Below are 13,152 nucleotides of genomic sequence, written 5' to 3'. Positions count from 1 at the left end.
ACAACAGATGATGATGCTGACCGTGGGACCGCCCCCGCTGCCGCCGCTCGGGCCGCCGTGGACGATACGGCGTGTCTCGCCCGAGGACGGCGACGCCCGGCTGGTGTGGCGCTGGATGAACGAGCCGCACGTGGCGACCGCCTGGGACCAGGCGTGGACCCTGGACAAATGGACGGCCGAGCTGACGGCCCAGCTCTCCGGCGACCACTCGCTGCCCTGCGTGGCCGCCCACGAGGGCCGGGACGTGGCCTACCTGGAGATCTACCGCGTACGACGCGACCGCCTGGCCGCCCTGTACGCCTCCGAGCCCAGTGACCTGGGCGTGCACATCGCCGTCGGGGAGGCCGGCGACACGGGCCGGGGGCTGGGCTCGCTGCTGCTGCGCGCGGTCGCCGACGGCCTGCTCGCCGCCGACCCGGCCGCCGAGCGGGCGGTGGCCGAGCCGAACGTGCTCAACCTGGCCTCGGTCAGAGCGTTCGGCAAGGCCGGGTTCCGGCGGGCCGGCGAGGTGGCGTTCCCGCACAAGACGGCGGCGCTGATGGTCCGGCCGCGCCCCGGACACGGACTGACGGGAGCACAGGGATGAACGACCCCCGCAGCTGCGACGTCGTGGGGATCGGGTTCGGCCCGTCGAACCTGGGCCTCGCCGTGGCGCTGGACGAGCACAACCGCGGCGGCGGGCGGCTGGCCGGCGTCTTCTTCGAACGGCAGGAGGAGTTCACCTGGCACCGGGACATGCTCATCGAGGGCGCGACCGTCCAGGTGTCGTTCCTGAAGGACCTCGTCACCCTGCGCAGGCCCACCAGCGAGTACAGCTTCCTGGCGTACCTGCACGCCAAGGAGCGGCTGATCGACTTCGTCAACCACAAGAACCTGTTCCCCTCGCGCATCGAGTTCAACGACTACCTGCGGTGGGTCGCGGGCCACTTCGCGCACCTGGTGGACTACTCCTGCACGGTCGTCGGCGTCCGGCCGGTCCGGCGCGGCGGGCGCGTCGAGGCGATGGACGTGACGGTCCGCAGGGGCGGGCCGCAGGGGCGGCTGGAGGTGCGCCGGGCCCGCAACATCGTGCTCGGCACCGGCCTGCGCCCGGCCCTGCCCCCGGGCACGCCGGTCTCGGCGCGCGTCTGGCACAGCGACGAGCTGCTGACCAGGATCGCCCGGCTCCAGGGCCCGCCGCCGCGCCGGATCGTCGTCGTCGGGGCCGGGCAGAGCGCCGCCGAGGTGGTGGAGTACGCCCACCGCACGTTCACCGACGCCGAGGTGTGCGCCGTGTTCGCCCGGTACGGCTACAGCCCGGCCGACGACAGCCCGTTCGCCAACCGCGTCTTCGACCCCGAGGCCGTGGACCTGCACTACGCGGCGGGCGAGGACGTCCGGCGGATGATGTCCGACTACCACCGCAACACCAACTACTCGGTGGTGGACACGGACCTGATCGACGAGCTGTACCGGCGTTTCTACCAGGAGAAGGTCAGCGGCCGGCGGCGGCTGCGCATCCTCAACCTGTCCAGGGTCGTGGAGGTGCTCGACACCGGCGACGGCGTGCGCGTCGTCGTCGAGTCGCTGCCGTCGGCCGAGCCAGACGTGCTGGACGCCGACCTGGTCGTCCTGGCCACCGGCTACCGCGAGAGCGACGTCTTCGGCCTGCTGGGCGAGATGGGCGAGCACTGCCTGCGGGACCAGCGCGGCAGGCCCAGGGTCACCCGCGACTACCGCGTCGAGACGGCCGACGACGTGGAGTGCGGCATCTACCTCCAGGGCCCGACCGAGCACACGCACGGCATCAGCTCGGGGCTGCTGTCCAACATCGCCGTGCGCTCCGGCGAGATCCTGCACTCGATCGCCGTACGGTCCGGCCAGAGCCCGCGCCCGGCCCCGGCGGGCAGGAACGGGTCGGCCGCCCAGGCCCGTACGGCCGCGCTGGCCGCCGCCGGGCCGTGGGAGCCGGGAGAGGAGGCATGAGCTTCGGGGTCGTCGCCTTCGGCCAGGCCCTGGGCGAGCCGGTGCCGGTGTCGGTGCTCATGGACGGGCACCCGGGCGACGCGCGGACGGTCCGCGGCTGGGGGTACCGCGCCTTCCACCGGGCCGCGCCGGACGTCGGACTGACGGACCTGGCCGTACGGGCGGGCGGCGAGGCGCTGGACCGGGCCGGGGTCGCGCCCGGTGAGCTCGACCTCGTCGTCCTGGCCGCCGCCGACCTGGCCGAGTACCTGTACTGGGACGCGGCCGCGGCGGTGCAGGCCAGGCTGGGCGCGCACCGGGCGGAGGCGCTGCTGGTCAACCAGGCGTGCGGCGGCGGGGTCACGGCGTTCGACACGGTCGCGGGCCGCTTCGCCACCCACGAGTCGCACGCCACCGCGTTGATCATCGGCGCCAACCGGGTGTGCGAGGAGTACTGCGACCGTCTGTCGGTCAACACCTGCGTCAACGGTGACGGCGCCGCCGCCGCGCTGGTCCGCCGCGGGGCAGGGAGCTGCCGGTGGCTGGTCACCGAGACGCTCACCGACGGCCGCTACGCCGACTTCTACCGGCTGGACGCCGGCGGCTCGGCCCGGCCGTTCACCCCGGCCAGGGCCGTGCCCGCCAGGATCGCCGCGCCCGCCGACCGGCTGCAGGAGTTCTTCGGCGGCGACATCATGGCCATGTTCGACTTCGCCCGTACGACCCTGGCCCGCAACCGCGAGGTGCTGGAACGGGCGTGCGCGCGGGCGGGCGTGACGACCGGCTCGATCGCCCGGATCGTCCACCTGCACGACAACCTTCCGGCCTTCACGGACCTGGCCGGCGAGCTCGGCGTACCGATCGGGCGGACGAACGCGGACCTGGCGATGGCGCACGGGCACCTCGGCTGCGCCGACCAGATCTTCGGGCTCGGCCGGCTGGTCGAGACCGGCGAGCTGGTCCCCGGCGACCTGGTGGCGCTGACGAGTGTGAGCAGCGGCATGCACTGGACGTGCACGCTGCTGCGGGTCTGAAGGAGCCCTTCATGGATGCCGACGATCTGCTGGACCGGCTGAGCGCGCTCGCCCTGCCGGGGGCCGCCGCCGACCTCGCACTGCCCGCGGCGCTCGACGACGAGACGCTTGACGTGCCCGTCCTGGTCGAGGCCGGGCTGCGGATGGCGGACGTGCCGAACGCCCTGCTGCTGCCGGCCGGGCGGCCGCTGCGGGTCGCGATCGCCGCGACGTTCACCGCCGAGGCCGTCGCGCCGCTGCTGCGCGTGCTGCTGCTGCGCGCGGGCATCGCACCCGAGCTGTACGTGTGCCCCTTCGGGCAGGCCGAGGCCCAGCTCGCCGATCCCGGCTCCGACCTGGCCGCGTTCGGCCCGGACGTGACGCTGCTCCTGCTGCACGACGAGGCGCTGCTGCCGGACGACCGCGACCCGGCCACCCTGCGCGCGGCCCTCGGCGAACGGCTGGCGGCGCTGCGCCGGGCCGTGGACGGCTTCGCGGGCCGTACGCGGGGCTCGGTGCTGCTGCACACGGTGCCGTTGTCGCGGCCGGAGCAGCGGGCGGTGATCTCCTTCCGGGACAGGGCGGCGCTCGGCCGGATCTGGCGGGAGCTCAACTGCGAGCTGCTGGAGCTGGGCGAACGGCCCGGCCCGGTCCACGTGGTGGACCTGGAGTCGCTGCTCACGGACCATCCCGGCGGGCTGCGCGACGAACGCCTGCACCGGTTCGCGAGCATGGCCTGGTCGGCGGGCGTGGAACTGCTGTACGCGCGGGAGGCCGCGACGTTCTGCCGGGCGGTCGCCGGGTTGTCGCGCAAGGTCCTCGTCCTCGACCTGGACGGCACGTTGTGGGGCGGCGTGGTCGGCGACGACGGCCTGACCGGGATCGACCTGGGCCCGCTCTACCCCGGCAACGCGTACGTGGAGGTGCAGCGCCGGGTCAAGGACCTGCGGCGGCAGGGGGTGCTGCTCGCGGTGTCGAGCAAGAACGAGCCGGAGATCGTGGATCGGGTGTTCGGCGAGCATCCCGGCATGTTGGTGCGGGCGGAGGACTTCGTGGCGCGCGCGACCGGCTGGCAGCCGAAGAGCGACCAGCTCCGCCACCTCGCCGGGAGCCTCGGGCTGGGGCTGGACTCGTTCGTGTTCGCCGACGACAGCCGGTTCGAGTGCGCGCAGGTGCGGCACGCGCTGCCCGAGGTCGCGGTGGTGCACCTGCGCGGCGACCCGGCCGGTCACGTGCGCGGGCTGCTCGACCCCGACCACTTCGCCGTCCTCGCGACCACCGAGGCCGACCGGGACCGTACCGGGCTGTACCGGGCCCGGTACGACCGGGAGCGCGAGGCGGAGTCGTTCACCTCGGCGGAGGAGTATCTGCGCAGCCTGGGGCTCCGCGTCACCGTACGGGAGGCCGACGACTACATGGTGCCGCGCCTGGTGCAGCTCGCCTCCCGTACCAACCAGTTCGCGATGGTCAAGGGCGCGCACTCCGAGGCCGAGACCGGGGCGTTCGCCCGTTCGGCCGACCGGGTCCTGCTCGGTTTCGAGGTGGCGGACCGGTTCGGCGCCGAGGGCATGGTGGGAGGCGTCTGGATCTCCCGGCGTCCGGGGCACTGGCTGATCGAGAACTTCGTGATGAGCTGCCGCGTCTTCTCGCGTGGAGTGGAGCACGCGGTCCTGCAGAGCGTGATCGACCGGGCGCTGGCGGACGGCGCCGCCCGCCTGGACGCCCGTCTCGTGCCCAGCTCCCGCAACCGCCCGGGGGCCGCCTTCTACCCCTCCGCCGGTTTCGCCCCGGCCGCCGGGGACCGGCTCACGCTGCCGCTCGTCCCCCGCCCCGACCTGCGGCCCGACTGGATCGACCTCGATGAGGAGAGTGCCCGTGCCTGAACCGCTGGACGACCTCACGCGGCTGATCGCCCAGACCACCCGCGAGCGGGGCCGGCCGATCACCGGCGAGTCACGCTTCGAGGGGCTCGGCAACTGGAGCAGCCTGGCCGCGCTCCGGCTGCTCACCCTGATCGAGCAGCGCTGGGGGGTGACGTTCGACCTGCGCGCCTATCTCGCCATCGAGACGGTGGGCGATCTGGCCGAGGCCATCAAGGCGGCCGAGCGGGCGAACCGGCCGGCGCCGGGCGCTCCCGTCCCTTGACGGTGACCGGCGTGCTCGCCGTCGCGCCCGGTCACACCCGCAGCGGGCGCAGCGCGGAGGCCCAGGCGAGGACCTGGTCGAGGACGAGGTTCAGCCGGTCCTCGTGGGCGGCGACGGGCTTGAAGCCGTCCGCGAAGTCGGCCTGGAGCGAGAACCCGACCTGCTGGGACACGGTGGCCACGCTGAGCAGGCCGAGGACGTGCCGCAGGTGCGAGATCGCCCGGGGCGCGCCGTCCACGCCGTAGCCGACGAACCCGGCCACCTTGTTGGTCCATTCCGCGTACAGGTAGTCGAGGGCGTTCTTGAGCGAGCCGGGGTAGGAGTTGTTGTACTCCGGCGTCACGATGACGAACGCGTCCAGCGACGAGACCGTGGCCGACCAGCGCTTGGTGTGCTCGTGCTGGTAATTGCCCATGGCGGGGTGCTCGGGCTCGTCGAGGTTGCCCAGGTCGTAGTCCTTCAGGTCGACGAGCTCGTACTCGGCGTCGCCCCGCTTGACCGCCAGGTCGCGCACCCAGTGCGCCACCGCCTCGCCGTTGCGCCCCGGACGGGTGCTGCCCAGGATGATGCCAACCTTCAGCATGTCGATCTCCCTCAGTCGGTTACGAGAACCACCGTAGGGAGGCCGGTCGAGATACTGAATGCGCTGCTGTCCACCATTTATGCTTCAGCGTCTCAGGTCTTAGACTGGCCGCCATGGATGTGCTGAGCGACGTGATGGCGTTCATGCGGTGCGGGCGTCCGGTCTCGGTCCGCGTCTCGTTCCGTGCGCCCTGGGGGGTGGCGTTCCGCTCGGCGCCCGGGTCCGCCGGGTTCCAGGTGGTGTTGCGCGGGTCGTGCTGGCTCCTCCCGCCGGACGGGGAGCCCGTTCCGCTGAGCGTGGGCGATCTGGTGTTCCTGCCCCACGGCGACCGCTACGGGCTGGCCGACGACCCCGCGCGGCCGCTGGCCGAGTCGGACTGCGCGCCGCACTCGGAGTTGTTCGCCTCGGCCGGCCACGGCGGCGGCGGGGCCGAGACCGTGATCCTGTCCTGCGGCTACCGGCTCGACCTCGACCGGACGCACCCGATCCTGAGCGCGCTGCCCGGCGTGATCCACCTGCCCGCCACGCTCGGCACCCATCCGGAGCTGCGGGCCGCCGTCGAGCTGCTGGCCGCCGAGATCGACAACCCGCGCCCCGGCACGGACACCGTCGTGTCGGCCCTGCTCGACATGTTGCAGCTCTACGTCCTGCGGGCCTACTTCGAGACCCAGGACGAGCCCTGCACGGTGTCGGGCTGGGCCGCCGCGCTGGCCGATCCCGTCGTCGGCCGCGCGCTCGACGCCATCCACCGCGACCCGGCCCGCCGCTGGACGGTCGAGTCGCTCGGCGCCACCGCGGGCATGTCGCGCGCCGGGTTCGCCCGCCGGTTCACGGGCCTGGTCGGGCAACCGCCGCTGGCGTACCTGACCTGGTGGCGGCTGATGAGCGCGGCCCGCCTGCTGCGCGAGTCCGACGCCTCGGTGGCGCAGGTGGCCGAGCGGGTCGGGTACGCCTCGGAGTTCGCCTTCGGCAACGCCTTCAAGCGCGAGTTCGGCGTGGCGCCGGGCCGCTACCGCCGCCAGTCCGCGGCCGCCTGAGCCCCGGCGGCGGCTGCGCAGGTCAGGGCCCCCAGCGGTCCTGGGCGGACTGACGGCGTATCCCGGCGGCTTCGCCGATCTGGGTCCACGAGCGGCCGTCCTCACGAGCCGCGTGCACGGCGGCGTCCAGGTGGCCTCGCGCACGGCGTACGGCCTCGGCCGCCTGGCGGACCGTGACGAGGGTCGGCGGGTCGAGGTGGGTCTCCCACTCGGCGCGTATGGCGACGGCGACGTCGTCCGGCGCGTCGCCGAACAGCAGGCCCTCGGTCAGGGCGTAGATGCGCCGGGCCGCGAAGTCGTGGCGGGCCTTGGCGACCCGTTCCCACAGCGGCCCCTGCCAGCCGCAGGCGCAGTGGCCGCGCCAGCCGATCGCGGTCCGGCCGTCCACGACGTCGCCGCGGTCGAAGCCGATGCGGCCGTCCGATCCGATCAGGTGCACTCTGACCCCGCCGTCGGCCGGTCCGGTGGAGACCCAACCGTCCGGGAAGACCGTGGCGCCCCAGCCTTCGTGCCGCCCGTCGTCGCCCTCCCACCTCATGGCCCGCCCCCTTCCGGAGATCGCCCGGACTCCCCGGGGACTCCATGGTGGCAGGCGATCCCGGCCCTTGCGAGAGCCCGCGAATTACGGCGTCGACCTGGAGGAATATCGGACTCCTCCGCCGTCGTCCGCCCGGGTCGGCGACGCTCAGAAGCGGTAGCGGAGAACGCGTGCTCCCTGCCGCGACACGGCGGTGCTGAGCGCGGTGAGACGGGTCAGCGCGCGCAGCGGCTGCGGGAACCGGGCGACTTCCGGCGCGCGGGTGAGCAGTTGCTCCTCGACCAGTTCGAGCCCCGCGCTCCAGGACTCCGGCTCACGGGCGTCGTCGAAGCCCTGGGCCGCCCTGATGCCGAGCGCCCTGATCGTCGGGTGGTACTTCATCGCCCAGGCGGCGAAGCGGGTGTAACCGTTGATCGCGAACTCGCCCGAGGGGAAATGCCGGGTCAGCTCGCGGGTCATCGCCTGGAAGGAGTCGCCGGGCATGAACGGGAGCAGCCCTTCTGCGACGATGACGGCCGGCCGGTCGTCGGGGACGCCGGCGAGCCAGCCGGACCCGGTCAGGTCGGCGCCGACCAGGTGCGAACGGCCGGGCAACCGCTCGGACCGCACCTCCACCACGTCAGGGAAGTCGACGTCGTACCAGTCGACGTCCGGCGGCGGGTCGCAGCGCCGCATCCTGGTGTCCAGGCCGCAGCCCAGGTCGAGCACCACGCAGCCGGGATGGGCGGCGACGAAGGCGCGTACGACGTCGTCGAGCATCCTGGCGCGCAGCGCGGTGGAGACGACGAGGCTGGGTTTGACCTTCAACTTGCCGAAGTCGTAGTCGATCCGGCCGGCCAACTCGGCGGAGAGCTCGTCGCCGAGGATCGGGCCGGGCAGCCCGGCGTCGAGGGCTCTGGCGTACAGGGTGAGCAGCAGGGTCTCCTGGACCAGCCCGAGTCGGGGTCGCCAGCGGTGCATGGGGTTTCCTTAACGGCGTAGCGGATGGCGGGCCGCGAGGTTCTGCAGCCACGTCAGGGAGTCGTGGGCGGCCTTGATGCGTTCGGCGCGGTGTCCCTCGCCGCCGACGATGCCGAGCCCCTCGTCGGCGATCTCGCCGAACGCGCTCAGGCCGTCGAGCTTGCGCTGGATGACCTTCTGCCACGCGTCGTCCTCGATGCGGTAGTAGGAGGTGCGGTCAGCGGGCCTGCGTACCTTCTTGACCAGGCCGATGGCGGTGAGGAAACGCATGTTCGAGGTGAGCGAGGCCCGGCTGGCCGAGATCGCGTCGGCGATCTGGCCGGCGGACTGCTCGGCGGGATCGCAGATCATGAGCCAGCCGAGGATGCGGCCGGTGATGGGCGGCAGCCCCCACTCCTCGACGCAGAAGGCGGTCACCCGCTCCACCCATCGAAGCAACCGGTCCTGCTGTTCCTCGCCGCTCATGTCGCGTGCTCCTTCGTCGATCGTGTGCCGGCTCACTGTGTCATGGCGGCGACCGTTTCGTAGGCGGGGACCGGGGTGACGGCGGCGAGCGGGGTCCTGCGCAGGTGGAGGTCGAACCAGTCGACCGCGAGCGTCATCGCCTCGTCCAGGCCGGGGCCGGTGTAGAGGCCGAGCACGTCGTACGGCAGCACCTCCAGCCGCTTGGGCTCCCCCGCCCGGTCGAAGGCGCTCTGCGCCTCCTCAAGGATGTGGTACGGATCCCAGGCGCCGTTGGCGATCATCAGCAGCGGTGTCGGGGCGAGCCGGTGGATGAGGTTCTCCGGCGCGAAGGTGAGCAGGTGCTCGACCGAGTCGAGGGTCTTCTCGTTGCGGTAGGTGGGGAACAGCCGGGTGGACATGTCCGGCGCGTCCTTGACGCTGTCGTGGTCCAGTGCCAGGTGCGGCACGCGCGCGCTCTGCCCGCCCTCGTAGCGCCGCTGCCAGTCCTGTCGCAGCTCGTCGCGCAGCGCGTGCAGGCCGGCGCGGCCCATGAGGCGTTCCAGGTAGCGCCATCCGTTCCACATGCTGGGGCTCTGGACGACGACGCACGAGATGCGCCGGTCGAGCACGGCGGCGGCGGCCGGCACCGAGCCGCCGACGCTGACCCCCCACACCCCGATCCGCTCCGGCCGCACCTCGGGCCGGGTCTGCAGGTACGACACGGCGCTGCGGAAGTCCTCCGCCTGCCGCTCCGGGTGGTCCAGCCCGCGGGGCTCGCCCTCGCTGGACCCGACCGTGCGGTAGTCGATGGCCAGCACGGCGAACCCGGCCCGCACGAAGTACGGCGCGAAGACCGCCAGCGCCTCCTTGACCATCACGCCGCTGTGCCCCAGCACCAGCCCGGGAACGGGCTCCCGGGTCGGCGGCAGGTACAGGTCGCCCGCGCAGCGCGTGCCCAGGCTGTTGAACGTCACGTGTTCCACGTGTTTCCGCCTCCTTGTGGCTAGTCATTTCAATCATGACTGAAATAACTAGCAACGTCAATCGACGCAAGGTGTTCCGCACCACGGCCGCACGGATCCCGCCGAGCCCGTACGACCCAAAAAGGGGATAATCCGGACCACGGGAAAGACCTACGACCGGATCGACGGCCGGTTGCGTGCCTTCATCGAGGCTCAGCCCGTCTTCTTCACCGCGACAGCTCCCCTGGCCGGCGACGGCACGGTCAACCTCTCACCGAAGGGGCTGAAGGGCTCGTTCGCCGTCCTGGACGAGCTCACCGTGGCCTACCTCGACTTCGCCGGCAGCAACGCCGAGACGATCGCCCACCTGCGCGAGAACGGCCGCATCACGCTCATGTGGTGCGCCTTCGACGGCCCGCCGAACATCGTGCGCGTGCACGGCCACGGAGAGCCCGTCTTCCGCGACGACCCGCGCTGGCCCGGCCTGATGCGGCACTTCCCGGACCTCGACCCGGCCCCCCACGGCCTGCGCGCGATCATCGTCGTGACGGCCACGCTGATCCGCGACACCTGCGGGTACGCCGTCCCGTTCATGACCTACGACGCCGACCGCCCGCTGCACGGCTCGCGCTTCGCCCGGGAGGACGACGAGTCGCTCGACGCCTACTTCCACAAGAAGGAGCACATCGCGACCAGCATCGACGGCCTGCCGGGCCTGCCCCTCCCGCTGCCGCCGCTCCCCCGCGACGCCTGAGCGGGCGGCGGAGTACGGACCAGGCCGCCCGCGCTCCCGCCGCCGCCGGGCGCCGTCAGATGACGGCGAGCGCCTTGGCGATGTTCCACTCGGCCAGGTCCAGCATCCAGCGGCGGTCTGGGAAGTCGGTGTCCGCGATCCGCAGCGGGCCCTCGATCAGCGAGAGCACCTGCGCGTACCGGTAGAGCTCCAGCCGGCAGGGATCGAGATCGACCGGGCGCAGCGCCGGGTACGCGTCCTCGAAACGCATCCGCAGCCAGGCGTGCTCCCATTCGACGTCGAAGTACGTCAGGCCCTCGAAGTCGATCAGTACGGGTTCGCCCGAGGGCGTGACGAGCACGTGGTCGGGTCCGAGTTCGCCGTGCACCAGCCCGTACCGCCGGCGGGGCGCGACCGCGTCACGGAGGCGGTGTACGTGGGCGGCGATCCGGTCACGCGCCCGGCCCAGCCGGGGGTCACGGGCCGCCCCGGCGTCGAGGTGGGCGAGCGCCCGGTCCATGACGACGTCCTCGGCGCGCCGGGTCCGGGCGACCACGCCGCGGGCGACGTCGGCGACCCTGCCGTAGGCCGGGCCGGACGTGGTGTGCATGCGGCGCAGGGCGTCGCCGAGCGTGGCCAGCGGCAGGGCGGCGGCGGCCGGGTCGCGTTCCATCAGCGCCTCCAGGGTCGTCGCGCCCGCGTCCTCGACCAGCGCGAGAGCGGCGCCGAGGTGGCGGCCGTCGCGGTCGAGCGTCAGCAGCCGCGGCACCCGTACGCCCGCCGCGGTCAGGGCCGCGTGCCCGGCGGCGAACAGGTCCGCGCCCGAGGCGTCGGTGAACGGGTCGTCCTCGACGGCCGGGGACGGCGGCCAGTAGTTCTCGGCGGTCGCCCACAGGTAGAGGATCACGCTGGTCGCGTCGTCCAGGCGCAGCCGGTAGACGCCCTTCTTGCTGCCGCCGGTCAGCCGGTCCAGCGCGGTCAGCCGCCGGTCGGCGCCGAACTGCTCGGCCACCAGGTCGTGCACGTTGTCCGGGGTCAGGAACGCCCTTGTCATGATCACCTTCCGTCGAACCGGCCGACCATGCTGCCCCAACCGCCGGTCCACCGCAATCCCGGGCGACCGCCCCGGCCGTACGTCGCCACGAGCTGCCCGGGTGTACGCCCCCGGCCGCGCTCGCGGACCGCGCCCCCTCCGGGAGGTGGAGATAACTACAGGGAGAGTGGAGGGTCATCCGCAATGGCGGGCGCCGCGCGGTCGGCGAGGCTCCTGTGCATGGCAAACACGTACTTCGCCACGGGTTGGCGGAAATACGGCTGGCTGGCGGCGGGCATCGCGTTCGGGCTCTTCGGCACGAACAGCGAATGGGCGGTCCCGGTCGCCGGCTGGCTGTTCTCCATCGGTCTGATGCGGTTCACCCGGAGCTCTGGGGTGCCGGCCGGGCTCGCGTGCGTCGGCCTGTCGGCGACGGCGACGACGGTCGTCTACGTCGCCGCGGCGGGTCAGCTCGGCGTCCCGCCCATCCTGCTCGGCTGTCTGCTGCTGAGCCTGATCCTGAGCCTCCCGCTGCTGGCCGACCGGCTGCTCTTCCGGCGGCTCGGCCCGTTGGCGGGCACGCTGGTCTTCCCGGCGGCGCGGGTGACGGTCGAGTTCCTGGTGGCGGCGATCAGCCCGCTCGGCACGATCTTCGGGCCGCTGGCCGCGACGCAGTCGGCGAACCTGCCACTCCTCCAGACGGTGTCCGTCACCGGCATCTACGGGATCAGCTTCCTGATGGCCTGGGCCGCCCCGGTCGTCAACCTCGCGCTGGAACACCGGCTCAACTGGCCCTCGATCCGGACCGTCACGCTCGCGTACGGGTCGGTGCTCGTTCTCGTCCTGGCCGGGGGCGGTCTGCGGCTGGCGGTGGCGCCGGCGGCGCCGGAGCTCGTACGCGTCGCCGGGATCAGCGCGTCGCTCGCGGCCGAGAAACGTATGCGGGAGATCGACAACTTCCACACGCCGCGGGTGCTGCCGGAGCAGAAGCCGACGCTGCGCGAGGCGTACGCGGTGCTCAACGACGACCTGTTCGCCCGCAGCCGGACCGAGGCGGACGGCGGCGCGAAGATCGTGGCGTGGGCGGAGACCGCGGCGGTCGTGCTCGGCGAGGACCTTCCGGGTTTCCTGCGCGAGGCGCAGAAGCTGGCCAAGGAGAAGCGCATATATCTGGACATGGGGATCGCGGTCATCCTCGACGGAGAGCCGCGCTCGCGCGACATCGCCGTACTCGTGACCCCCGCCGGCCAGGTGGCGTCGGTCTTCGACAAGGCGCATCCCGTGCCCGGCATGGAGAACCTGCGGCCGGGTGACGGGGTCGTGCCGGTGACCGCGACGCCGTACGGCAGGCTGGCCAACGTCATCTGCTTCGACGCCGACTTCCCCGGCACGTTGCGCACCCGGGCCGACGTCATGTTCGTCCCGGCCAACGACTGGAAGGGCATCGAGCGTACGCACGCCGCGAACGCGGTGTTCCGCGCCGTCGAGAACGGCTACACCCTCGTCCGGCCGACCAGCAACGGCCTCGCGATCACCGTCGACCCCTACGGCACGAGCCTGGCCAGGACGGACTACTTCGGCACCGACCGGCAGAGCATGGTCGTCTCCGTGCCGACCCGGGGCGTCTGGACGCTCTACGGCCTGGTCGGCGACCTGTTCGCCTGGCTCTGCCTGGCGGGCGTGGCCGGGCTGGGCGCGACGGCCGTGCTCCGGCGTACCGCACACCGGGGCTGACCATGGGATTTCCGAAGAAAGGTGCG

General features: G+C 72.7%; 14 protein-coding genes. 8 read left to right on the top strand and 6 right to left on the bottom strand.

The features are described from left to right. Positions 1-7: 7 nt before the first annotated feature. Genes DMB42_RS12985 through DMB42_RS12965 form a run of 5 tightly spaced genes read left to right on the top strand, consistent with a single transcriptional unit; the run spans position 8 to position 5,102 of the window. Positions 8-586, top strand: a complete 579-nt coding sequence (locus DMB42_RS12985) for a GNAT family N-acetyltransferase (protein WP_125634137.1) — start codon at positions 8-10, stop codon at positions 584-586. Further along, positions 583-1,965, top strand: a complete 1,383-nt coding sequence (locus DMB42_RS12980) for a lysine N(6)-hydroxylase/L-ornithine N(5)-oxygenase family protein (protein WP_125634135.1) — start codon at positions 583-585, stop codon at positions 1,963-1,965. Before DMB42_RS12985 ends, DMB42_RS12980 begins: the two co-directional genes overlap by 4 nt. Beyond that, entirely contained in the window at positions 1,962-2,978 is a 1,017-nt protein-coding gene (locus DMB42_RS12975; RefSeq protein ID WP_125634133.1) for a 3-oxoacyl-ACP synthase III family protein, read from the top strand. Before DMB42_RS12980 ends, DMB42_RS12975 begins: the two co-directional genes overlap by 4 nt. 11 nt (positions 2,979-2,989) lie before the next feature. Then, entirely contained in the window at positions 2,990-4,840 is a 1,851-nt protein-coding gene (locus DMB42_RS12970) for an HAD family hydrolase (protein WP_125634131.1), read from the top strand. After that, entirely contained in the window at positions 4,833-5,102 is a 270-nt protein-coding gene (locus DMB42_RS12965) for an acyl carrier protein (RefSeq protein WP_185844620.1), read from the top strand. Before DMB42_RS12970 ends, DMB42_RS12965 begins: the two co-directional genes overlap by 8 nt. A 31-nt stretch (positions 5,103-5,133) precedes the next feature. Here DMB42_RS12965 and DMB42_RS12960 read toward each other — a convergent pair whose 3' ends face one another. Continuing rightward, positions 5,134-5,685, bottom strand: a complete 552-nt coding sequence (locus DMB42_RS12960; protein WP_125634127.1) for an NADPH-dependent FMN reductase — start codon at positions 5,683-5,685, stop codon at positions 5,134-5,136. A gap of 113 nt (positions 5,686-5,798) precedes the next feature. Between DMB42_RS12960 and DMB42_RS12955 the strand changes: the two genes are divergently transcribed. Further along, positions 5,799-6,722 carry an AraC family transcriptional regulator gene (locus DMB42_RS12955; RefSeq protein ID WP_125634125.1) on the top strand — a complete coding sequence of 308 codons (924 nt, stop codon included), beginning with the start codon at positions 5,799-5,801 and terminating at the stop codon, positions 6,720-6,722. 22 nt (positions 6,723-6,744) lie between these two features. Here DMB42_RS12955 and DMB42_RS12950 read toward each other — a convergent pair whose 3' ends face one another. The 4 genes from DMB42_RS12950 to DMB42_RS12935 form a co-directional block, all read right to left on the bottom strand. Beyond that, positions 6,745-7,260 carry a hypothetical protein gene (locus tag DMB42_RS12950; protein ID WP_125634123.1) on the bottom strand — a complete coding sequence of 172 codons (516 nt, stop codon included), beginning with the start codon at positions 7,258-7,260 and terminating at the stop codon, positions 6,745-6,747. Positions 7,261-7,407: 147 nt separating this feature from the next. Next, positions 7,408-8,220, bottom strand: a complete 813-nt coding sequence (locus tag DMB42_RS12945) for a class I SAM-dependent methyltransferase (RefSeq protein ID WP_125634121.1) — start codon at positions 8,218-8,220, stop codon at positions 7,408-7,410. Positions 8,221-8,229: 9 nt separating this feature from the next. Further along, positions 8,230-8,685: a GbsR/MarR family transcriptional regulator gene (locus DMB42_RS12940; RefSeq protein WP_125634119.1), complete on the bottom strand. Its 456-nt coding sequence runs from the start codon at positions 8,683-8,685 to the stop codon at positions 8,230-8,232. Between the two features lie 32 nt (positions 8,686-8,717). Then, positions 8,718-9,647, bottom strand: coding sequence for an alpha/beta hydrolase (locus tag DMB42_RS12935; RefSeq protein WP_125634117.1), 930 nt, complete (start codon positions 9,645-9,647; stop codon positions 8,718-8,720). Between the two features lie 172 nt (positions 9,648-9,819). On the opposite strand from DMB42_RS12935, the gene DMB42_RS12930 reads away from it, so the two are divergent. After that, positions 9,820-10,380 (top strand): pyridoxamine 5'-phosphate oxidase family protein, encoded by a 561-nt coding sequence (locus DMB42_RS12930; RefSeq protein ID WP_260477663.1) that lies wholly within the window; start codon positions 9,820-9,822, stop codon positions 10,378-10,380. Positions 10,381-10,435: 55 nt separating this feature from the next. On the opposite strand, the gene DMB42_RS12925 is transcribed toward DMB42_RS12930, so the two are convergent. Continuing rightward, positions 10,436-11,413, bottom strand: a complete 978-nt coding sequence (locus tag DMB42_RS12925; RefSeq protein ID WP_125634113.1) for a phosphotransferase family protein — start codon at positions 11,411-11,413, stop codon at positions 10,436-10,438. 219 nt (positions 11,414-11,632) lie between these two features. Here DMB42_RS12925 and DMB42_RS12920 point away from each other — a divergent pair, with 219 nt between their 5' ends. Next, the gene (locus DMB42_RS12920) at positions 11,633-13,126 is read left to right on the top strand and encodes a nitrilase-related carbon-nitrogen hydrolase (protein ID WP_185844619.1); all 1,494 of its coding nucleotides are present in this window, start codon (positions 11,633-11,635) and stop codon (positions 13,124-13,126) included. Positions 13,127-13,152 lie beyond the last annotated feature (26 nt).

This window comes from Nonomuraea sp. WAC 01424, from assembly GCF_003947315.1.
Classification (GTDB): Bacteria; Actinomycetota; Actinomycetes; order Streptosporangiales; family Streptosporangiaceae; genus Nonomuraea; species Nonomuraea spiralis.
The sequence above is the reverse complement of the archived record's forward strand: the minus strand, read 5'-3'. Positions and strand labels throughout refer to the sequence as shown.